This is a genomic window from Pedobacter indicus, from assembly GCF_003449035.1.
Classification (GTDB): domain Bacteria; phylum Bacteroidota; class Bacteroidia; order Sphingobacteriales; family Sphingobacteriaceae; genus Albibacterium; species Albibacterium indicum.
This window is the reverse complement of sequence record NZ_QRGB01000001.1, coordinates 2,160,027-2,184,805: the sequence shown is the minus strand read 5'-3', so window position 1 is coordinate 2,184,805 and position 24,779 is coordinate 2,160,027. Positions and strand designations below refer to the sequence as shown.

Here is a 24,779-nt window from a genome sequence, read left to right as displayed (position 1 = left end):
ATTAAAATTCAATATTTAAACCAATATTATATTTACGTGGCACGGGGTAGCCACCAGAAGCATCTCTTCCCATACTCGTTACGTTTTCAGGATTTGGCCCGGTATACCTCGAAAAGGTATGAAGGTTCTCTGCCGATAAGTGTACCCGAATACTATTCAGTCCCACCAGGCGCGCCAACCTCTTATCAAACATGTAACTTAACGTAACACTATTCAGCTTTAAGTAACTGCCATCCTCTTGCCATAAAGTTTGATCCGCCCTAAAAGGTTGAATATTATCGAACCGTGTAAAATCATAGGCATAAGGATATTTGGCAACGTCTCCGGGTGCCATCCACATGTCCAAGTCATCCAATGGCACGACAGCACGATCACCAAAAGGGTCACGCATTAACTTCAACCGATCCGCTAAAGCATTATTTAAAATGGTACGTTTTGCAGTATAGGACATGTATACATCCAACCTAAAATTTTTGTATCCTACATTCGTCGCGATACCTCCGACAAATTTAGGCTGGGAATTACCTGTTATTTGATAATCTCTGCTATCTAAAACGTAATCACCATTTAAGTCTTTAAAAATGGGATCTCCGGCTTCAAAAAATCTGCCTCCCGTTAAATAGGGTAAACCTGTCACAGGGTCAACCGGCACATCTGCGTCAGTAGAATAAACCCCTTCGTTAATCCGTAAAAAATTGGAAAGCGTGTTGGTTCCAACCCTAAAGACAGTATGTTGTAAATAATTTTGGTCACCGTCCCACCGGATCATCTGTCCATTATATTCATCGGGCAGTTTGGTCAAAACGTCGTTATTAATGGCTCCATTAAAAGACAATTGCCAAGTGAAATCACCTTGTCGGATAGGATTGAATGTCAACGCCAATTCATGTCCGTAGTTTACAATACTCGCGTCGTTACTCTTCAGCACATTGAACCCTGAAACATTCGACAAGTAGCGATCGATTATCATATTTTCGACACTTTTGTAATAGGTATCATAGTTCAGATTAGCCAATCCATTAAAGAGTCCGATATCAAAACCAAAATTATACTGGGTAGTGGTTGTTGGCTTCAGGGTCGGGTTAGGAATCAAGTTAAAATCAATCCCGATACCTTGTCCACCATTATATCTCCCGTTTATATTATACTGTCCATAAATATCCACCAATGATGAATTGGGATTAATATTCATTCCCCAACTTAAACGAAAAGCTCCATAATCCAACCAATCGAACTTCTCTAGAAATTTTTCATGGTGAAAATTCCACCTCAATCCAACCGCTGGGTTTTTTGAATAAGGATTATCAATACCGCTACCCGAGGTTCCGTCTAGGCGATAGGACAAGTCGACCACGTATTTCTTTTTGTAATCGTAAGAAGCTGCAGCAGCATAAGACGCAGAACGAAAATCTCTAAAGTTTTGATGAATACCCCCGCCACGCGAATAATAGGCGTCAAAACCCAAAGGACCCTGAAATTGATCGTTAGGCGTTCTTTCTTGCCGCGTCATCGAATGTTGCCTGCTTTCGATATACACCTCATTAAAAGTGTTGATGAATAAATTATGATCTTCATTAAAGGTTTTCGCATAGGTGATTGCACTCCGATTGTATAGACGGTCATTCCGCCCATTGAACGAATACACCTTGGCGAATTGACCATTTGCCGCAGCCGGAGTAAAGGTGTCTTCCGTATCTGAATTAAAGTCATAACTTAGGTTTGTTGAAGCTCGCAACCCTGGAATAAACATATAACTTGCCTCCACATTGGTTCGAATGTCCCTTGCACTGTTCTGATTATCTGTTTCCAAAGCCGCAACCACCCCACCTGACGACTGAAAGAAGGAAGGACCGGGTAACAAAGTGGAAGCCATACCATTATTAGCAACACCGGTTTGAAACAGACCTACCCCTTCACCTTTATTCTGCTTACCTATACCTCCGAAGACTGATCCTACAATTTTAAATTTTTCGTTCGGTTGATATTCCATCCGCATCGTCAGATTATACCTATCGAAACCGGTATTCCGGATCACGCCTTTCTCAGAATAGTAATTCAGGTTGGCTTTGTAATTAAACTTCGGATCCCCACCATCAATAGCTAGGTTATGTGTTTGATTATAAGTGGTGCGGTAAAAAACATCCTGCCAATTCGTTGAATTATTAAAAAAGGCATTTAAACTGTCTGAAAGGAACGGAGTACTCGATATTCTACGGATTTCCTCATCTGTTAGTGCATTTTCCAGAATTTGCTTGATTTTCAAGCGTCTCTCTAAATTCCCACCTAGTGTTTCACGCAGCTTAGGAGGTCTTTGCATAAATGTGTTCTGTGTGTAGCGAATTCTTGGCACTTCTGAATTTCCACGTTTGGTAGTAATAATGATTACTCCATAAGCTGCTCTAGATCCATATAACGACGTAGCTTGTGCATCCTTTAAAATCTCAATGCTTTCAATATCCTCCTGAGGGATCATCGAAACCGGACTAACACCTGGTCCCTGTTGTTGGAACCCAAATTCAGAGGCTTGATCTGCGTCCATAGGCACTCCGTCAATCACATATAAAGGTGATGTTGGTTGTAAAAAAGAAGAACTCCCTTGCCCTGTAATCGACAATGAAGATAAGCCCCGTATTGATGTCGATCCTCTAAAACCCGGTGCTCCCGTATTAACCTGAATATTCAGCCCCGGTACTTTACCTTGCAATAATTGCTCGATATTCGCAACAGGGACGTCCTGCACTCTATCTCCACTAATACTATAAGAAGATCCGGTGCTTAATTCTTTAGAACGTGTAACATACCCTCTAACAACCACCGCTTCCATTTCGTTAACATCTTCGGCCATACGAACGGTCAATGTTGTCTGTCCACGTTTAAGGGTCACTCTTTTTTCAATAAAACCAATAAAGCGAAACACCAAGGTTGCATTATCTTCTACAGATACCCTAAACTCTCCATTATTATTTGTACTTGATATACTCTTTAGTGGGTTACCTGACAATATTGTCGCGCCGGGAATACTTAAGTTAGATTCATCTGTAACCACCCCTGACACCGTGACTCTTTCTTGCGCAAGGATCCCTATCGGGTCGATGGCTAGCAATAACATTATGATAACTAGGTATCTTTTCATCATAGAAAACTTTAAATGATAATTATTCATCCTCAAACTTTGGGTTATCGTTCTTAAAATGGAATACAATTTCCCAGTCGCCCGGACGGTAAATCCGAAAATCCACACCAAAAGCGCCCGTTGTCAAATCGCCTCCAAACCCTCTCCGTGAATAGCGAATATTAGCATGAGCATTTCCACCGCTAGCGTATTTTGTATTCAATGCAGACACCAAAGGAATTGGATAAGCCACATCATACTGGACATATTCGTCCGTAATCTCCATATTAAACCCATGAACCATTTCCTCCCACTTAGTTTCATTGAATAATGCTGGGTTCATTGGTACACTATCTGTATCCAATACCTTAAAGCGAAGGTTATGTCCGTTCCCCCCTTCAAAACGACGTATGTAAACAACGGCATCTTTTTTATCATCGTTGCTAACGAGTGACTTTAGTGTGTTTGCACCTATGACATTATCTAACCACGGTCTGATATAATCACGCCTATTCGGATTAAAAGGGTCTCTCGGATCGCGTCGAACTTCACCTGTATAGTGATTTATATCATTATCAGGATAGTATTCTCGCTCCCGCCAAGGTCTCAACTGAAAATCTTTCAAAATGATCTCGCCACCCGTATTACTTATCTTCAAGTCAAAAAAACGAGTGTCTTGTGCCAGGTTACTGCTATCTGAAGGACGCGGCTCAAGCAGTTCATTGGTAGCCGATGGCCACAGGATGAATTCTCCAGATTCTCTAACTTCGAAAATGGGATGATCTTCTATTTTTCGCTTAGCCTCAATCTCTTCGAGGCTCGTTTCAAGTCCATCATATGCGGCTATCCATACATAAGTAGGCCTTACTTGGAAAATGTCTGTTACGGGTCGCCCGTCGCCATAACGAGCGTTGACTATCTCAAATTTTAATGGCAAACTTGAATTATCGATGTTGATCCCACCATGCAAGTTCCATCTACCTATTACTGGCTCTATAATTTTATTACTATAGTCGATTTTTCCGCTCAAGTATTCCTTCTCATCCGGGAGGTTATAAAGTTTTTTGCATCCAGAGAAAAGCAATAAGCACATAGCAATCAAAAAAGTGAGTTTAAAAAGCGAACTCAACTTTTGTTTTATATTTCTATTTAATCTATACATAACATTAAACATTCAGCTATTTTCTAAAATTCACAGTCCAGTCAGCAAACTGCATCCCATCACTTCCATTATTTCTCGTAATGTTCAGTCTGTAGAACTTATAAGCAATCGTATTAGGGAAGAAGAAAACCTTTTGCTGGAAACGTTCTTCAAATGACTGATTACTCTTGCTATCCAAAGCAATCCACGTTTCGCCATCTACAGAGCCCTGTAAATTCCAGTCTGCAGGGTCTCTATCTGGAGCGTCATTTGCAGAAGTAATGGTATAAGCACCAGCGATAACTGCTTCCGACAACTCAAAGGTTAACGTGACATTACTTGGATTCCATCCCACCAAGAATTTAGTCTCCGGGTTCCCGTCAATCGAATTCATAGATCCCTCTACGCCATTGGGGCCGCCCCCACTTTCCCGTGACACCGTATAGGTGCCTCCATAGAGTTTAAATAGGTTAGGCGGTGGCGGATTGAATGTCAGACGCGTGATGAAGTCTTCGAAACCAAAAACGTGATCTGGACTAATCACATGGACAACTCCATTTCCAGTTTGAATATTAATAGACGCAGTTGAGGTACCAATCCAGTCGCGTGTAAACTGACTTCTTTTCGTATCACTCAATTGGATCAACTCTGGCCCACCTTCAATATAACCGGAAGAAGTAGATTTGATAACCTTCGCATGCATCGGATATTTATATTTCACCCCTTGAAGAGCCAAACCATCTTGATGGCGAAGGCTGTCTGCCGGATAACTTCCCTTAATGATATATTGAGTCACCATCGTATCCAACTGATCGTAATCCACCGTCCTGATATACTCTAATGGTTTTTCAGAAAGAGCGTAAAGGTTATTTAAATTGGTGACCGCCAATTGAAAACTCGGATTTGTAAGTGCAAATAATGTTACATTGCTATCTCTTAACGTAGACTCCAAACCCAATCTATCTACCGCTATCAACAATGAATCATAGACACCGGGTTTGCTCTTCAAATAATCATAAATACTCCCTTGGAAATCTTTATTCAGTATCGGCGGGTTATAATACCCCTTGTCCTTTGAACAGGAAGAGATACCGATCAAAATGCTGACGATTAAAAAATATAGATTCGTTCTTTTCATCTTATTACAATTAGTTCCAATATGGATTTTGCTCGATTAGCGAATTTTGTTGAATAATCGACTCCGATATCGGCCAGTAAATACCACCTTCTTCAATTAGTTTTGTAAAATTGGGATCTGTCTTCCTGATTTTATTATATCGAATCAAATCATACCATCGATGCCCCTCACCCATAAGTTCCCTCTGCCTTTCATTAAAAATCTCATCGATTAAATCGCCATTAACAATCTCATCATAGGGTTTCAGGTTTCGTAGTTCGCGGATGACGTTCAAATTTTCTATTGCCCCCTGCGTTTCACCAAGTACTGCTAAAGCTTCAGCACGCAACAGTGTAATATCCTCCAAGCGAGTAAAGACAATGGCACTTGAGAAAATCCGAAAGTTCGGATCGGAGCTCCCTCCCATAATCACCTTTATCTTGCTAAAAATTGGATACTTACCGTTAAAGTTGGTAAAGTACCTTTCGGTACCCGGCCTACCTAAGGTATCTAGGTTGAAGCGTTCATCGAACGATTCATTAAATATGGATAGAATAGAGTCTTTCGATAAATAAATATCGGGAAGAGTCTTGTTGACAACCGGTTGTGCTAAGGTTAACTCTTCTATATGACCGGTAAAAGAGCCATCCAAATGCCCCCAGTCGAAATTGAAGCCCAACAAATGATTGTGTCGCTTTAGATGGAAAAAGCCGTTCGCTGCGGTTAAGTGTTCGGTCGTGATGTATCCATTCGATCCTTTTCCATAGTTATCCAAGACAAACTTAGTATAGGTTGCAACGTCTGTATAATTCCCCTGCCATGCCGCAATATGCGAAAGTACTGCGTACGCGCTCAGTTTTCGCGCAAGAGCCCCCATCCATCTAGTCTCATTCTCATTATAATAGTTACCCGGTTGCTGAATATCACCTGCACTGTACTTATACGGGAGATCCTGTGCTGCATCAAACATCTCCTGTTCAGCCCAAGCTAATATCTTACGTTGGTCTTCACGAGGTTTATCTTCAAAGCTGCCATCATGAGATGTGATAACAAAAGGTACATCACCCCAAATACGCACCAGGCAGAAATAGGCAAATGCCCGCATGAAACGTGCTTGTGCAACATCCACAGTCATGTTGTTCTCCGTATATCGCGGATCCCTGTCTTTCACATCTTGGACACGCTCAAGGAAAAGGTTCGCTGAATTTACAACGGCAAACCATCTTCTCCAATTAGAGAGCGCTTCAATTGACGGATAAGAAGCATTCAGTTCGTTATTAATAATAGCACGCAGGTCTTGTCGCACCGGACTAGTAAACTCACCAGCTCGAACGTCCCCATAAAGCCAATGGGCATTATGATCGGCCATTGCCGATCGGGCATGCCCGTAAATGGCCATTAAACCTGCACGTGTATCCTCCATCTGATTCCACATGTTTTTCTCCGCCACCGTTCTTGTCGAGTCGACATCCAACACTTTTTTACAGCCTACACTAATAGCGATGCAGAATAATAAAATGGCAATTATGTGTTTCTCTTTCATATCTATGAACTCTTTCGATTAAACTAAAGATTAACCTTTACCCCCAAAGTATAGGTTCTGGGAATTGGCATCCCATATCCAGAATCATAACCCGTGTAATCCACTAACTCAGGATCCTGACCAGAATAAGAAGTAAGGGTAAAAAGGTTGTGTGCCGAAGCATAAAGGTATACGCGGTCAAACTTCATCCGCTTCGCAAATATTTCCGTTACATCATAGCTGACAGATACTGTCCTTAATTTTAGGAACGAAGCATCTTCCAGAAATAGATCTTGGTCTGAACGATAGGCGATAACCGGGCTCCAAGGATTGTAAATCGGATACTTTGTATAATCTCCCCGTTTTTCCCAGAACGTAATTTCCTTAACAGATGAAATTTCAGTTGTACCCTCGCGATTGATGAAGTTAAACCGGTTCGCAACGTCTTCATTAATTAGATAACGACCTAAATTATAGTAGAAATTTAATCCTAATGAAATCTTTTTATAAGAAAATTCATTTAGAAAACCACCAGCTATTCTCGGCATAATATTGCCTTGAAGAGTCTTATCTTTATAGTTGATAGCATGATTACCATCAACATCCCTCCATCGTGGATCCCCGCCACGTAGCTGAATACCGTTAAAAGCGAGCGCCTGTCCCTCGATAACAGGAACTTCGGCGTCTGACATATAGATACCTTCATTTTCTAATAACCAAAATTTATCTATAGGTTCCCCTACTCGCAAAAGCCGATCTCCAATGATGATTTGATCAGCACCACCAGGTAGCGCTGTCAGCCGATTCTCATTAAAACCAAAATTTAGAGTAGATGTCCAGCCTAGAGACTTACCGTCAGACTTCAACACATCGGCGCTGAACAACAATTCAGCACCAACATTCCTAACATTCATTCCTACCTCATACGCTTGGCTGTAGCCATATTCAGCGTAAGATGGCATGCCCAACAATTGATTTTTATCATGCTTAGTATACACATCCAAACTACCACGGAACCGATCATTGCGAAAACCAAAATCAACACCCAAATTAAGCTGTTCTGTATATGCCCAAGGAATTCCATATCCCACCCAACCGAAGGTGTAAGGACGAGACAGGATGGCGAAACCGTTGTACCCCGCCATCGTCAAGTTCCCCGTGAATCCAATATCAGCAGTATACTGCGGCCCCTGAGAGAAATTATCATAAGCATTTAATCGGCCAAGACGACCAACACTGGCACGTAAATGAAGACGTGACACCTGTTGATGGTCGGACAATAGATCGCTTTTGATATTCCACCCAAGAGAAAGCACTGGCGAGATAAACCATCTGCTCGTGGGTTGGGCATTCGATGAGCCGTCAGCTCTCAAGAGTAAAGAAAGAGAGTACTTATCTTCAAAAGCATAATCAGCTCGGCCATGAAAGGAAAATATATTCTGTCTGGTTCTGTCCAGGAATTTATAAACCAATTCCCGAGGGAAAGCTAAAGGATTTAAATAGTTTTCATTATTAGGGTCTGATTCAATTAAGTTTATTTTAATAAAATCATTGACCCCTTTATAGGCATATGCATTATTATATTTGAAAAAATCCCACTGAATTGATTGTCCCAGTTCAAGATTGACGTGGTGTTTCTCTTTTAAATTAATGTTATAGGAGGCAACGTTATCAAAAATCAACCGCTGATTAAACCCATAATAATTTGACGCATAACTATTATCCTCTAACAAAGTCCGTGCATAAAACAAATCCCGGTAACCTTCATTATAATCAACTGCAAGCCGCGACTTTAGACTAAAAGAACCTAGCGTGAAGGTCAGTATCCCATGTCCTTGAATCGTATTATTGAAATTATCGTCAAAGCCATCGCCAAATTTAGACAGATAACCTTTATAGACTTCGTTATTCGGAGCCAATGGTGAGCTTAGATCTGGAATATAATTCATTTGAGAAAATCGATCTCTCATACTTCTGTTCCGGTCGCGTTCAAGCCTATTACCATTAACCATCGCAGAAAACAACAACCATTTGAGTGGTTTAATATTAATATTAAACATGACACTATAGCGGTTTAATGCAGTTTCATCAGCTACCCCCTGACTCTTCATATTACCTGCCGAAAAGCGGAAGTTTGCCCGATCTGACCCGCCTGAAATATCTGCACTGATATTATGTACCAATGCATTTCTATAATAGCTATCAGTCCAGTTTGAGGGGCCGTAATATGAGCTATTCAGTGAGTCGCTCAGGTATAAAGGATACACGTCATTGTCTGTGTAGCGACCATTGCTCGTATACCGATCATAAAACTGCTTACGAAAATCATTTTCATATTCTCCGTTGATTGTTGTCACAGATGGTCTTTGAGCAAACCCTACATACGAATTAAAGCTAATCCGCTTTTTGTTACCCGCATTCTTTGATGTTAATATAATAACCCCATTAGCACCCATCGGCCCGTACATCGCAGCGCCCGATAGATCCTTAAGCACTTCAACACGAGCTATATTGTTCATATCAATATGAGATAACAAGTTCGTGGCTGTACCTACCCTGTTAAACGTGTAATTTTGGATATCAAAAGCAAAAGGATGCTCGTCACTAATAAGTGGGATCCCATCTAGAACAACCAATGGCTGAGTCTGATATATATCCCTTTTCGTCAACAGTGGCATTGCTGTTCCACGGATATACATTTGCTGTAACGCGCCCGGTTCGCCTGTTGATTCCTGTATATACACACCTGGTGCATTGGCTTTTAGAAACTGTTGCAAACCTACACCCGGGAACTCTGCAAGTTTAGAAGGATTTTGAGTAATCGATTGCGTTAGAGCTAAAACGAAAACGGAATCTAGTTGTGAATATTTCTTATCCAATACAAGCAAGGTATCATTATTCAATGTATCCTGAAGCGTGGTATCCTGCCTGATCACCGTGGTAGGCACCATTGCAAAACCATTGCTACAAAGCGCCAATAAGAGGGAAGCGGTCACTAATAATATACGCATACTCATTAAGTTATAACTGGGAAACTCTATCTTCGAAAAGGACATACCAATCACATGTCAACCTCAAAATACGAGGTAGAACCAAACATGATTTTATTGCAACCGGTGTTTATTTTACAAAACCGAATGCTTCATGGATGACCGTTGGAAAGTAGAAGTTTCTATTCATAATTTTTTGTTTACAATATCATAAAATATATTTCGATAAAATCGGGTTAATAAATACCGTCTCTTAAAAAGATATATTTTGTTGCCTTAGGTTTACTATTATTTTAGGTTATTAACAATGCTAATATAGTTAATAAAAACGATTTAGCAAATAATTTTAAAAATATTTTATATTTTTTTTAATTGTGTTTTATCGCTTTTTTTACTGCTATACACAAGCTGACAAATTAATAAAAACGTAACGCTTATGTGATGTTTTTACGTACACGATTTATATTTGACACTCTATTCCCGATCGAAATCGGATCATTATTTATTTTAATTTTTTTTCCAAAAGTTTCATAAAATATCCACCCACCACACTACGCGCTTGAAAGTTTTGCTTCTCAGCATTCTTGGTATCGTGCCAATCGGAAATCGGGACCCGGCTTGGAGTCTCAACCGCATAACGATACATAGGTGCTACCAACGTCTCAAAGTCACGATCGTTATCCGTCATTACCGCGGTCCATATCACCCAATCCGATTTGGTATAATCTCTACGGCTATCAAGAGGCAAACCATATTTGTTTTGTTTCGTCAGATAGAAAGCGATTTCCTTATCGGCCACTTCTTTTGGAAACAGATCCAATCCCAACAGCTCATCCCAGACCAGGTTGTATTTCTGGCTCCAGGTTCCCTTCCCATCAAAAGTCAAAGCATAATGATCTCCATCGTCAGCCAATTTCATCCATTTGGGCACCATTTCTTCCGCGCTTTTTCTGAAACGGGCGGCAGTTTCTTGATCGCCCAACATATCTGCCATCATCGCATAGGCACCGATGCCCATGATTGCTTTTATAGAAAGGTTTGCATTTCGGGCTAAGTGTCCGGCAAAATCATCCGTACACAACTGATCAGCGGGGTCGAAGCCCTCTTTTACCAGATATTCGGCCCAAGTCGTCAGCACATCCCAATGTTTCTTTGCATATTCGGCGTTGCCCTCTACTTTAGCGATGGCGGCGGTTGAGATAATCATATTTCCTGCTTCCTCAATTGGCATATCTTCACCATACGTCTGTCCGTTGGCTAAAGGGTAGGTACCTAAGTCGTGAGCTGGGAAAGGCTTCTTCCACTTACCGCTTTCGCTATAATAGAAGATACCATTTAGCATTCCTTTTAATAAGTCGGGATTGTAAATCAGATATAACGGCGAGGATGGATAGGTAATATCTACTGTATTGATCGACCCATTACTGTAATTTTCTTTTGACATGAAAAGGAGCTCCCCTTGCGGTGATTCCAGAAGTTTATGTGCCGCAACCGACTGACGATAAGCCATGATACACAACTCTGCATATTTATTCCCTCCTACTTCCGTCGTTTCCTTACGAAGTTTCTTATCGAAAGCCTGAACTCTGGAAATAATGGAAACATAATCATCCGAAGCCTTTTGAATTTCATCTTCGATAGTATTATTGCCAGATTTGTTCCACCATGGCTGAAGGTTTTCCCCAAAATATTGCACCGAATACAGATCATCATAAGCCAACATCACATACTGCTCTTTGCTACTCTTGCCCACTTTTCCATAATCGAGTACCGTATTCATCATGAGACTTCTACCTGTCATTTTATCAGCAGTGATCTGGGTATCGTTTTCCGACAAACCTCCGAATGGCATAGAACCGGCAGATAGGAACTGCTTACTATTTTGGGATGCTGGCACAGCAATATATACATAGCCCCAATCGATTCGCACACCGTCGCCCGATTTTTTCAGCAATGGTTGTTCTATAGTTCCAGCTTTCATCAGCTGCAGCCCATCCTCTGAGTATTTTTCCGTTACAACTTCTTGTGACGGAGTATGAACAGCGAGTGTACTCGACGCTCCAATCCAGATTTTAACCCGATGATCCTTATTGTCAGATGCATTCACTCTTGCAGTCACATAAGAAACAGGTCGGGCAATTAAGTCGAGATCATCCAATAGCAGCGGACTTGTAAAGGTGAGATCTAAATCCACAGGACCGGCCTTAAAGGAATAGCTTGTTTGCGTTGCTTCAAATTCCAAACCCGTTTGTTCGGCAACCAATATCTCTCGCCCCTTTTGCTTTTTTTCTTTAACAATCCCTGCGTCCAGATACGTTCCGCCGGCCGTATTAATAATGTGCATCGCCAAAACGTTCTTTCCCTTTTTTAGTCGCTTCTTTATTGAATCTTGAATCTCATGATATTTGAACTCTTCAGTCCATCCACTATGCTTGTAGATAATTTCTCCGTTCAAATAAACAATGATATTATCATCATGGTCGATTTTCAAAAAGAGATCATTCAAGTCGTTATTTGCTAAATCAAAGCTGCGCCTAACCCACAAATCGGGTCCATCCCAAGGCGTCTTGACCTGGCCATTTCGATTACCGAAAGGTGCAGATCCCGTCTTCCAATTACGATCGTCAAAATCGACTTCTATCCAGCCGCTTTGTGGCTCACTGAGACTGTAGCGAACCTCATAATTACCGTTATCGCTCGTCGGCAAAAGCTGATTATAAGCTTTCTCCAATTGCCCCATAAAACGGTATAGCGTACCATCCACTTCAACTACAGCAACCAGCGGGTGTTCGCTACCCGTCCAATGCCTGATAGATTCATCAGTTAGCCTATCGGTGAACGACCACATACTAAAATAAGGGTCATGTGTTATCAGCGGATACGCCGGTGCCTTTCTTTCTTGCGAAAAAGAAAAGGAACTGAGTACTGTACATACCAAAAGGATCAATATTCTTTTCATAGCAGATGGTTTTTTAGGCTTGGTAATCGATTACGTTACAATCCAAAGCTAAATTGTTTTAGCGATATTTCAAAATATTAGATCAATTTTTTATTAACAAAAAAAGCCACCCCAATTGGAGTGGCTTTTCGTTATCGTTAACGATAATCCTATACTAATAACCTGGGTTTTGTGTCAAATTCGGGTTAGCCCCTAATTGTATATATGGAATAGGGTAAAGTTCACGATTCGGATCACCTGTCGGCGTGTGATCCCACCAAGTACCATTTGTAAATTCACCAAAGCGAACAAGGTCAGTTCTTCTTTTTCCTTCGAAGATAAACTCACGACCTCTTTCTGCCAACAGCTCATCCATCGTTAAGGTTGCTGTTGTATACCTAGCAGAAGGCCAATCAGCTGCCGAGAAAGCACGCTCTCTGCTCGCATTGATTAAATCAACCGCTTCCTGCGTAGCGTTGCCACCGTTTTTGCGCATAATAGCTTCTGCTTTGTTGAAATAAATCTCAGTTAAGCGATAAATTACATAGTGATTCTCATGGTAATTAGGATCGTTGATCGTTCCACTTTTGTATTTGTGGAAACGAGCACCACTATTTTCTTCCCCTTCAGCCATGCTACCTTCACTTGTCAAATCGCCTTCGCTTTCACGACGAATACTGTTTACTAGGACAAAAGGTTTCCCATTGTATTCTTCGGTTCCAAGTACTGGCGTATTTGTCCCGTACAGATATTGGGGGCCGAAAAGGAACCACTCTTTTTTACGTAGGTCATTTTCCTCATAAGCGTCAAAAGCACTCGGAATCACAACAAAAGCATTCCATCCACCATAATCGACATTTAAGACATTTTTCAAGTTATCGTAACCCATAAAAAAGCCACCCCATCCCAAAGATTGATTTGCTTTTTGACTATAAGCCAACTGGAAAAGAATTTCTGGAGACGTCACATTCACATTACTGAAATTTAAATTCAGATCGTCTGCTAAAGTCGGACCACCATTAATACCACCAGCTTCCCCACTGATAATTTTATCGCAAGCAGCAATACACTCATCCCACATTGCTGTGCCTATCCAGTATTCTGCATTTAAGTAAAGTTCTGCCAACATCGCATAACCAGCAGTCTGCGATATCCTTCCCATCATCTCGTTTGAATTTTTCAGCAATAATGGCACATTAGCTTCTAATTCTGTTTTGATAAAATCAAATACTTCAGCTTTCGTTGATTGTTCCGGATTTAGTGGATCTCCGATCCATGTGACGATTGGTACATTTCCCCACATTTCCATTATTTTCATATAATGAAAAGCGCGGAGAACCTTTAGTTCCGCCAGAATTGCGGCCATTTCCGCATCAGATATCCCCAACGGAGCATAATCCACTTCCTGAAGATCAATCAATGCCGCATTGGTATAGCCTAATCCCGACCATAGTAATTTCCATGCATCGGCTAATCGGTTTTCGGTATCTGTCCAAGTATGGTAATGCTGACGAAAATGGTCTCCTCCATCATAACCATGTTTCCCTTTTTGTGGCCATGCCAATTGATCTGCAGATAATTCCGCATGATAGTAATAACCATTCTGTCCGGTTGGAGCAATCCAAGCTCTCATATGCGTAAACGGTCGTAACGCCGCTTGCATGACTTCTGTTTTATTATTGTAGAAATTATTTGAGTTAATTTCACTGTAAATTGTTTCATCCAGTTTTGTACAACCGTTGATGGTAAATACAAATAATCCGGAAATAAACAATGTTCCTATTTTTGTTATATATTTTCTCATGATCTCCAATTATTAAAATGCAACATTTAAGCCGATAGTCCAGGATTTAGTGCGCGGATAAAAGCCGCGACCGTCGACACCACCTTCAAAACCAGTATCTTGCAGTTCAGGATCGATACCATTATACCCAGTAATAGTCGCAATATTTCTTCCCGATACATAAACGCGGAGGTTTGAAATATAAGGAGTATTTAGATCGAAATTGTAGCCTAACGTAAGGTTATCCAATTTCACAAAATCACCTTTTTCTAAATAATAGTCAGAATATTGCGCTGCATCATCTAATTGATCATGCTCTTCAAATGCTGACTTCAAGACGTTATTAGATAACCAAACCTTGTTTCCAAAGTACATTTCTTTAGTATTTAATATATCAAAACCGAATTTACCTCGGAAGAATATGGTTAAATCGAAATTTTTGTACCGAAACGTGTTTGACAAGGCAGCTTGGTACTTTGGAACACCATTTCCTATAATAGTTAAATCATCGTTATTCATTTCGCTGGCAGTACCAGTCGTTCCATCAGCTTTATAGAATAACCATTTGCCATCGTCCGTAAATCCTGCAAAACGCTTTCCATAGAAGTTTCCTACTGCTCCTCCTTCTTCTAATCGGATCGCCGGACCTAAGTTACCTGGTGAAGGCAACCCATAAAATGTTAAATAATTGGACTTAAACACCTCATTAGAAAGCTCCGTCAGTTTATTAAATTGTGAGTTGGCAGTCAAATCCACCGTCCATTGAAAATCTTCTTTTTGAATTGGAATACCAGAAAGCAATAATTCGACCCCTTTGTTCTCAATCGATCCTACATTCACGAAAATCTTGTCTCGTACATATGGAGGCTGCTGAGCATCATATTCATAAAGTAAGTCTCTAGTTTCTCTCCTATAAACATCTAATGATCCGCTAATTCTATTTTGCAACAAACCAAAGTCCAAACCAAAGTTCCATTCAGCTTTACGCTCCCATTTCAAGTTCGGATTAGGGTTTCTTGATGGTCCATAGGTTTCATAATATACGCCATCCTGCGGATAAACACCTCCGGTACTCAAAGTTACCAAAGACTGGTAATCCGGTATACCCTGATTACCTGTAACACCATAACCAACCCTTAGTTTTAAGTTGTTAATCTCTTCGATATCCTGCATAAAATCTTCCTGAGAGATTGTCCAACCTACCGACGCAGCAGGGAAATTACCCCATTTATTATTAGCACCAAAACGGGATGAACCTTCACGACGTAAGATTACCTGAGCAAAATATTTATTGTCATAAGCATAATTTACACGACCGAAGAAAGCAACCAGAGTGTTATCGAACTTATTACTGCCCATTCCGGGTCTAGCCAATTGGGTGTCATTCAATCCATTTCCTGCACCGAGATTCCAATCTAGGAAAGCATCTGTTGTAAACCCGGTATTGCTTACATTAAAGGTTTCTTCCGTAGAATATTGGTAACTATAACCTAAAACACCTGACAAAGAGTGAACATCATTGAAAATAGTATTGTAATCAATCGTTGATTCGAAAGTTCTTGAGTAGTTCAAAAAATTTGATTTATAGGCATAACCCATACCACGATAAGAAGTTTCTTCGCGTTGATCCCAATCTAGCATTGAACGAAATTGGCGGTCATTCCAAGTATTGCGTACATAAGAACCAAAAGCTGATGCAGATAAACCGTCAATAATATCGACCGTTAACTTTGCATCGGCGGATAAAGTAGATTGATCGCGTTCATTTAGACGATGTGCTAAACGCGACAAAGGGTTGTAATTGTTATATTCCTGTGTTTGATAGAACGTACCGTCTTCATTATATAAAGGTGCGGTGGGATTTCTCTGCGCAGCTTGTTCAAAATCACCAGTTCCACCACCTAATAAGTCTGCTTTATTAAAATTGGCAGCTAGATTCACTTGCATGGTTAACCGGTCTTGCAAACCTGTTTGATTAACATTCAAACGACCACCCCACTGTTCTCTGCCATTTCGTCTAGCAATTCCGTTCGCATCATTAAAGAACATAGAAGCGCGGTAGTTAGTCTTCTCGGTACCACCTGATGCTGCAAGAGTATGATATTGACTCAAATTGCTTTTGTCAATCAGTTCATTAAATAGATCTGTAGAGGCTCCAAAGTCCTGAGTGGCATCAATTTCACCCTCAGAAATTTTCTGTCTCCATTCTGCTGCGTTTAATACATCAGGTCTTTTATCAACAAATTCACGTTGGAAATAAGTAGAATACTCAAATCGAGGATCACCTGCTTTACCTTTCTTGGTCGTGATCAATATAACACCCGCATTACCGCGTGTACCATAGATCGCAGCTGCAGAACCATCTTTCAATACGTCAAACGACTCGATATCCTCTTGTTGCAATAAATCTAAATTACCACCTGGTATTCCGTCAATTACAATCAAGGGACTTGTTGTACCTTTCAATGAAGTCACTCCACGCAACTGAATAGCTGCACTAGAATTGGGATTATTACCATTCGGACGAGTAATATTCAGACCGGCTACTTTACCTTGAATCAGATCCATCGGTGAACGCGAACCTCCTGAGTTGAAATCCTCGGCTCTCACCGTGGCTACCGAAGATGTTACCTCACTTCTTTTTTGTGTACCGTAACCAATAACCACCACCTCATCAATCACCTGACTGTCGTTCGACATCGTTACATTGATTGTGGCTTGACTGCCGACTGTTACCTCTTGCTCCGTAAAGCCAATAAAAGAGAAAACGAGTACGTCTCCAGCACTCGCTTGAATGGAATAAACCCCTTCTGCGTTTGTAACGGTACCGCGGTCAGTACCTTTCACGCGCACGGTTACACCCGGCAAGGTTTCTCCGTTATCGGAGCTGGTGACTGCACCTGTAACAGTCTGTTGCACCGCTTCAGCATAAACCGGTTCATTTGCCCGGGAAGCTGTTGTAGTAGAAAGAAGTACAAACGTGGAGAACAGCATGCTCGCTGCCCATGGTTTCCTCCTTCTAAAAATTAGTAATTGATTTGACATAATTCTTTACTTTTTAGGTTAATTAAACATGTTTTATATATGGTAAAAGGTTATAAAGGCGCTAAAAATAGATAAAACGTTTTAGCTTTCAATAAAAAAAGCAAATATAACGATCATGTTACACACATTAAAGTTACGTAAAATCATGTAATAACGATACGCTAGTTAAAATAAACAGCTTCAAATTTTGCCAGCGGTGCCATCCGCGCCTTATTAAGCGTCAACGTATCACCATGCAGCGAATAATTATCAACTTTACTCAGAACATCCATAAAAGCTTGTTCAACAGACATATCTGGGCAAGCCATTCTTGTAGAGAATAAATTCGAAAACGAGATGCGGCCTTTTTCCTCGTCGAGCGTATAACTTCCACCAAAACCATTGCAACTACCATTTCCGGTGACCCGGTTATCCTCTTTTTTAAGAATAAAATGAGGCTCTTTATTGAAGTCGCCTGAAACAGGCTGACCGTTGAGCTCGGTCAATTTCCAGTATTTCTCAGTTATCGTTTTATCGAAATTGCCTGAATGATCAGAGTTTTGATTCACCTGTTTTTTCTGAAAAATGGAACAAGCGGTGATGAGCGAAGCGCCAAAAATCAACGCGATAAATAAAAAGATTTTTTTCATGGTAATGTGTTTGATTTATAAAAAGAACGAAAAGAATAATTGTTTGCTACTTTTTTTTGCTCTTAAAACTTCCGCTTAGCTTGGCACAGGTTTCCTTAAAGTTAAATTCCAACTGCAACCTTGATGTTATTTACTTCTTATTTTTTCCAAGTATTCAATAAAATACGCTAGAATACTCCGTTTTTTACTCCAAATTTGGACTACTGTTATACGGACATTAGTCGGACTTTGTTCGGACATTATTCGGACATCAGTCGGATGGACACGACTAACATACGGTTAATCTACGACTAACTTCCGTTTATGATCCGGCTTATATAACAATTAATTAAAACGAAAGTCTGGAAAAGACCAGAAAGTCTCTTCTAGCAAAAAACTTAGTTGAGAAAAAAATTTAGTTGAACAGGATGTAGGCGATAATGAGGGTGACAATAACATTAAAGCCTTGTGCAATCATAAATGCATACAATGGCTTTTTACTGTTCTGCTTAAAGAGGTCATTAAAGTTGGTTTCTAAGCCAATGCTGGTGAATGCCAAGGCAAACCAAAGTCCTTGTACACTTTTTATGCTTCCCTTGACAGCGTTCACCGTCTCCGGCGAAATAAAAAAGGAGAATAACAACGATGCCGCCACGAAACCGATAACGAACTTAGGGAAGCGCTCCCAAATAACCCCTAAAGTTGGCTTTTCAGGGCGACTGCCGTCGGAGTTTGTGGTTTGGGTCAGGGTCCAATAAATACTGATGGCAAAAGCAGCTAAACCCAACATTACATTCTGAGAAAACTTAACAATGGTGCTAATTTTTAATGCTTCCTCTCCTACTAATGAGCCCGAGGCAACCACTGCTCCGGTCGTGTCAATACTACCGCCGAGCCACGCGCCAGTGACCTCTTGCGATAATCCCATGTAATGTGCTAAGTAAGGCATAAAGATCATCATCGGGATGGCAGTAATCAGTACCATGGAAATAACATAAGACAACTTTTTTGAGTCCCCTTGAATAGCACCGGAAGTCGCAATTGCTGCTGAAACACCGCAAATGGACACTGCACTGGATATCATCATGGTAAGCTCGCTGTCGATTTTCATTTTCTTACAAAGCCAAAATGCGAAATACCATACAGAAAGAACCACAGCGATGGCTTGTATCAGTCCTAATGCTCCAGCTTCTAAAATATTGGAAAAAATCACCTGAGTACCTAAAAGAACGAGACCTACCTTAACAAAAAGCTCTGTAGATAAGGTGTCTTTAAACCATTGGGGCAGAACAAAGAAGTTGCTAATAAATAAACCGATAGCCAAACTAAAGATAACGGCTTCGAGGTTCAGCGACACGACCACACTGTTTCCGGTAATCAGAAGTGCAAATAGGGTAAGCAAATAAACGATTGTGAAACCCTTGACAAATCCGAACATGCGTTTTCCAGTTAACCAAGCACCAAGAATCGCGATCACTAGCATAAACAGGTATTGGACACCTATATTTTGTAAATTGACAGTACTTAAAATAGTTGTTCCAATATCGCTAAGCGAAGTCCATTTAAATGTTGGCACCGGAACAACGAATCCAGACAAAATGATAGCGATACTGAGTAGTCCCAAGATTACAACTGCCCAGTCTTCATGGACAATAGCTTTAATTTTATTAGACATTTCTAGGTTTTAAAATTTCGAAGGGCTAAAAGTAGGAAAATGATCCGATAAAAAAAGCTGAAATAGGGAAATTAGCTTAATAATACTTAAATTTGAACTTTCTAAATAAGATCATGATTTATTTCTTTTTAAGTCCTACTAACTCCATTTTTGCCCTTCAAACAGAGCAAAATTTATCTCCCGAAGACATATCAAAACTGAACTGGCTTTTTGGCGGTTCGAAAGTGATCGAAGATGACAAACTCGAAGGAACTTTTGTTGGACCTCGTTCTACCATGGTTACGCCGTGGAGCACAAATGCTGTAGAAATCACTCAAAACATGGTGATTGAAGGTGTACAACGAATTGAAGAGTTTCGGGAAGTGGATTCTGATTTTACAGACTTCGATCCCATGTTGTCTCAAAAGTATTTGCAATTAAATCAGGATATTTTTACCATTGATCTGAAGCCTGAGGCTATTTTAGATATTGATGACATTGCGGCTTTTAATGAACAGGAAGGTCTTGCGCTGAGTGAAGAAGAAGTTGAGTACTTAAATGATCTCTCGACCCGGATTGGACGAAAGCTGACAGACTCAGAGGTGTTCGGGTTTTCTCAGGTAAACTCTGAACACTGCCGACATAAAATATTCAACGGAAAATTTGTAATCGACGGAGAAGAAAAACCCTTAAGCTTATTTAAGCTGATCCGCAAAACTTCTGAAACGAACCCTAATGATATCGTTTCAGCTTATAAGGATAACGTAGCCTTTTTAAAAGGCCCTTATGTACAACAGTTTGCTCCTAAGCGTGCTGATGTAGCAGACTACTATAAGTTAAGCGAATATGAATCTGTTTTCTCGTTGAAGGCTGAGACACATAACTTCCCAACTACGGTTGAACCATTCAACGGTGCGGCCACTGGGTCTGGAGGTGAGATCAGGGACCGGCTCTCCGGAGGTAAAGGATCGTTGCCTTTAGCGGGAACGGCTGTTTATATGACATCTTTCGCTAGACTGGAAAAGAACAGACCTTGGGAAAAAGCGGTTCAAGAGCGTGAGTGGCTGTACCAAACACCGATGGATATCCTGATCAAGGCTTCAAACGGGGCTTCTGATTTTGGTAATAAGTTTGGCCAACCATTAATTGCCGGTTCGGTACTAACCTTTGAACATGAAGAGGATGCCAGAATCTTAGGTTTTGACAAAGTAATTATGCTCGCGGGCGGTGTGGGTTACGCAAAAGCCGATCAAGCAAAAAAAGGCCAACCAAAAGAGGGTGATAAAATTGTCGTACTGGGTGGAGATAACTATCGTATTGGGATGGGCGGTGCAGCTGTTTCTTCGGCGAACACAGGAGTTTTTGGCTCTGGTATCGAATTGAACGCCATCCAACGCTCAAACCCCGAAATGCAAAAAAGAGCGGCCAACGCAGTTCGCGGCATGGTGGAAAGCGATCAAAATGATATTGTATCGATCCACGACCATGGTGCAGGCGGGCATCTCAATTGTTTATCAGAACTAGTGGAAGAGACCGGTGGCCATATTGATTTGGACAAGTTGCCGGTAGGTGACCCAACGCTATCTGCGAAGGAGATTATTGGCAATGAATCTCAGGAACGATTGGGCTTGGTAATCAGTGAAGAGCATATTGATAAACTACAAAAAATAGCGGATCGGGAGCGCTCACCGATGTATACGGTTGGGAATGTTAGCGATGATCATCGTTTTGTTTTTCAGTCGAAAACAACCAATGTGAAGCCAATGGACTTTATGTTGAGTGATATGTTTGGCAGTTCACCAAAAGTAGTCATGACAGATCGGACTGTCGACCGCAGCTATGCTCCACTCGAATATGAACAAGATAAATTGCCGACTTATTTAGAAGAAGTCTTGCAGCTAGAGGCAGTAGCTTCAAAAGACTGGTTAACGAATAAGGTGGACCGCTGTGTTGGCGGACGGGTGGCAAAGCAACAAAATGCCGGCCCACTGCATCTGCCGCTGAATAACTGTGGGGTGATGGCGTTCGACTTTCAGGGAAAAGAGGGAATCGCAACTTCGATCGGGCACTCCCCTCTCTCCGCATTGATCGACCCAGCTGCTGGTAGTCGAAACTCTATCGGAGAGTCTCTTTCTAATATCATCTGGGCTCCTCTTAAGGATGGTATCAAAAGTGTGTCACTCTCTGCCAACTGGATGTGGCCATGTAAAAACGAAGGTGAAGACGCGCGCTTATACCAGGCCGTTGAGGCTTGCTCTAATTTTGCAATTGAATTGGGGATTAACATACCGACCGGTAAGGATTCTCTTTCCATGAAGCAAAAATATCAGGACAAAGAAGTGATCTCTCCGGGAACGGTGATTATCTCAGCCGCCGGGAATTGTGTGGATGTGAGAAACGTAATTGAACCGGTTTTAAACAAAAATGGAGGGTCTCTTTATTATATTAACCTATCGAGCGACTCCTATAAATTGGGAGGGTCATCTTTCGCTCAGATCTTAAATAAAATCGGTAACGAAACGGCAGACATCAAAGATGCTGCTCAGTTCAAAAAAGCGTTTGATGTTATCCAGGATCTTATCAAAGCGAAAAAAATACAGGCGGGTCATGATGTTGGCAGCGGCGGCTTAATTACGACTTTATTGGAAATGTGCTTTGCCGACCGTGACTTGGGTGCTGATATTGACTTGAGCAGCATCGGAGAAGAGGATAGCATTAAGCTCTTGTTCTCGGAAAACATCTCGATTGTATTCCAGGCAGATGAATCTGTAGAGGGGGTATTAAAAGACAACGGTATTGAATTTCATAAAATCGGCAGCGTTACAAAAAAAGCAAACGTAACGATCAAGAACAATGGGAATGAGTGGAGTTTTGATATTGACCACCTTCGGGATGTTTGGTTTAAAACTTCCTACTTGCTTGATATTCAGCAAAGTGGAGAGAAAAAAGCTAAAGAACGCTTTGACAACTACAAAAACCATGTGCTGAACTTCAGGTTCCCGTCGCATTTCCGCGGCCGTGCACCACAGATCGATCCGAACAAACCACGACCGAAAGCGGCTATTATCCGTGAAAAAGGTAGTAACTCTGAACGGGAAATGGCCAATGCCATGTATATGGCGGGCTTTGATGTCAAAGATGTGCATATGACTGACTTGATTTCTGGCAGGGAAACGCTGGAGGACATCCAATTTATCGGCGCGGTAGGCGGATTTTCCAACTCGGATGTTCTGGGTTCAGCAAAAGGCTGGGCTGGTGCATTTCTTTACAACGAGAAAGCAAAAAAAGCATTGAATGATTTCTTTAACAGACCAGATACGCTGTCGATTGGTATCTGTAACGGCTGTCAGTTGTTTATCGAGCTGGGTCTGATTAATCCAAAACACGAGAAAAAGCCACGAATGTTGCATAATGACAGTGGCAAACATGAAAGTGGATTTACGACCCTGACTATTCAGGAGAATAACTCTATTATGCTATCTACCTTGGCGGGAAGTACACTCGGTGTTTGGATTTCAAACGGTGAAGGGAAATATGATCTGCCTTATGATGAAGGTCAGTATAACATCGTAGGGAAATATAGCTATCACACCTACCCTGCTAACCCCAATGGATCTGCCTACGACACAGCGATTATGTGTGATTCAACCGGTAGGCACTTAGTGACCATGCCGCACATTGAGCGCTCGCTCCTGCAATGGCAATGGCCAACATATCCGCAAGGAAGGAACGATGAAGTTTCGCCTTGGATGGAAGCTTTTGTGAACGCGAGAGAATGGATCGAAAATTATCAGGATTAGCCGAGAGCCCTCCGAGATTAGTTGAGAGCTCTGCAAGATTATTTGGAGCTCTCCCTGACTAATAGGCTTGGTTCAAATACGAGCTTTTCGGGTTTATGTTGATAGTAGTCCCCTTTTTTGAGCAATTTCAAAAACAGGCGGGCTACTTCCTCGCCCATGCCGATAGAGTTTTGGTCTACGGTCGATATAGAAGGTGTTACCAGGCTGGTAAAATCTTCGTTTGCAAAACCGACAACCGCTACGTCTTCCGGGATACGGATCGAATATTCCTTTAGCTGTTGTACGACGCCCATCGCTGTAAAATCTTCCAAAGTAAAAACAGCATCAAAGTCGATTTTCCTGGAAATGAGTTCGCGAACGCACTGCCGTCCAAAGTCCAACGAAAAATCGCCCTTGATAATCAGGTCGTCATCAACCGGCAACCCATAATGTTTAAGAGCATCCAGGTAACCTCGTAGCCGTTCGTTAAAGATGTTTACGTTACGGTATTGATTAATATGTACAATTCGTTTACAACCTTTTTTTATAAGATGTTCCGTGGCGATAAATCCTCCCTGATAATCGTTGATCGTTACCGAGGGAACCTCTAAGTCAGGTAGAACCCGATCAAAAAAAGCCAACGGCATGTTATGCTTTATAACCGCTCCGAAAGCATCGCTCGTATCGGTTTCCAATGAGATGGATGCAATAATCCCCTCAACCTGTGAGTTTAAAAAGGTGTCAATTCCCTGTTTTTCTTTGTTATATTGCTCTTGCGACTGATAAAGAAGAATGGAATAGCCGTTTTCATTCATAACCGCTTCAATACCGTGAACAACGGAACTGAAGAAGCTAACATCCAGACGAGGAACCAGTACACCTACTGTCTTACTTTTGCCCGACCTTAAGGACGATGCTATCTTATTTGGCTGATAACCCATTCGGTCTGCAGCTTCCCTTACAGCCTTTTTGGTCGGCTCGCTAATAGCCTTATGGTCATTGAGTGCTCTCGATACAGTCGAAAATGAAATATTAAGCTCCCGGGCGATGTCTAAAATGGTTGTTTTTTTCACTAATCTAAGGTGTCATG

At 41.3% G+C, this 24,779-nt stretch carries 12 protein-coding genes; 1 reads left to right on the top strand and 11 read right to left on the bottom strand.

Going from position 1 to position 24,779, the window contains the following annotated elements; all coding sequences use genetic code 11:
• Nucleotide 1: 1 nt before the first annotated feature.
• The 10 genes from D3P12_RS09740 to D3P12_RS09695 all read right to left on the bottom strand — a co-directional run bounded on the left by D3P12_RS09740 (nucleotide 2) and on the right by D3P12_RS09695 (nucleotide 19,931).
• Nucleotides 2-3,136 carry a SusC/RagA family TonB-linked outer membrane protein gene (locus D3P12_RS09740; RefSeq protein ID WP_245977425.1) on the bottom strand — a complete coding sequence of 1,045 codons (3,135 nt, stop codon included), beginning with the start codon at nucleotides 3,134-3,136 and terminating at the stop codon, nucleotides 2-4.
• 19 nt (nucleotides 3,137-3,155) lie between these two features.
• A complete protein-coding gene (locus D3P12_RS09735; RefSeq protein ID WP_118197060.1) occupies nucleotides 3,156-4,274 on the bottom strand; it encodes a DUF5007 domain-containing protein in 1,119 nt (372 codons plus the stop codon).
• A 16-nt stretch (nucleotides 4,275-4,290) separates the two neighbouring features.
• The gene (locus D3P12_RS09730) at nucleotides 4,291-5,391 is read right to left on the bottom strand and encodes a discoidin domain-containing protein (protein ID WP_118195022.1); all 1,101 of its coding nucleotides are present in this window, start codon (nucleotides 5,389-5,391) and stop codon (nucleotides 4,291-4,293) included.
• 10 nt (nucleotides 5,392-5,401) lie between these two features.
• Nucleotides 5,402-6,913: a RagB/SusD family nutrient uptake outer membrane protein gene (locus tag D3P12_RS09725; RefSeq protein WP_118195021.1), complete on the bottom strand. Its 1,512-nt coding sequence runs from the start codon at nucleotides 6,911-6,913 to the stop codon at nucleotides 5,402-5,404.
• A gap of 23 nt (nucleotides 6,914-6,936) precedes the next feature.
• Entirely contained in the window at nucleotides 6,937-9,903 is a 2,967-nt protein-coding gene (locus D3P12_RS09720) for a SusC/RagA family TonB-linked outer membrane protein (protein WP_245977424.1), read from the bottom strand.
• Nucleotides 9,904-10,384: 481 nt separating this feature from the next.
• A complete protein-coding gene (locus D3P12_RS09715; RefSeq protein WP_118195018.1) occupies nucleotides 10,385-12,841 on the bottom strand; it encodes a glutaminase family protein in 2,457 nt (818 codons plus the stop codon).
• 154 nt (nucleotides 12,842-12,995) lie between these two features.
• Nucleotides 12,996-14,624 (bottom strand): RagB/SusD family nutrient uptake outer membrane protein, encoded by a 1,629-nt coding sequence (locus D3P12_RS09710; RefSeq protein ID WP_205941088.1) that lies wholly within the window; start codon nucleotides 14,622-14,624, stop codon nucleotides 12,996-12,998.
• Between the two features lie 12 nt (nucleotides 14,625-14,636).
• Nucleotides 14,637-17,648, bottom strand: a complete 3,012-nt coding sequence (locus D3P12_RS09705) for a SusC/RagA family TonB-linked outer membrane protein (protein WP_118195015.1) — start codon at nucleotides 17,646-17,648, stop codon at nucleotides 14,637-14,639.
• Nucleotides 17,649-17,809: 161 nt separating this feature from the next.
• Nucleotides 17,810-18,277, bottom strand: a complete 468-nt coding sequence (locus D3P12_RS09700) for an META domain-containing protein (RefSeq protein WP_118195013.1) — start codon at nucleotides 18,275-18,277, stop codon at nucleotides 17,810-17,812.
• A gap of 394 nt (nucleotides 18,278-18,671) precedes the next feature.
• Complete coding sequence (locus D3P12_RS09695) at nucleotides 18,672-19,931, bottom strand: YeiH family protein (RefSeq protein ID WP_118195012.1); 1,260 nt, start codon at nucleotides 19,929-19,931, stop codon at nucleotides 18,672-18,674.
• A gap of 113 nt (nucleotides 19,932-20,044) precedes the next feature.
• Here D3P12_RS09695 and purL point away from each other — a divergent pair, with 113 nt between their 5' ends.
• Nucleotides 20,045-23,710, top strand: a complete 3,666-nt coding sequence (gene purL, locus D3P12_RS09690; RefSeq protein WP_118195010.1) for a phosphoribosylformylglycinamidine synthase — start codon at nucleotides 20,045-20,047, stop codon at nucleotides 23,708-23,710.
• A 38-nt stretch (nucleotides 23,711-23,748) separates the two neighbouring features.
• Here purL and D3P12_RS09685 read toward each other — a convergent pair whose 3' ends face one another.
• Nucleotides 23,749-24,762 carry a LacI family DNA-binding transcriptional regulator gene (locus tag D3P12_RS09685; protein ID WP_118195008.1) on the bottom strand — a complete coding sequence of 338 codons (1,014 nt, stop codon included), beginning with the start codon at nucleotides 24,760-24,762 and terminating at the stop codon, nucleotides 23,749-23,751.
• Nucleotides 24,763-24,779: the final 17 nt, after the last annotated feature.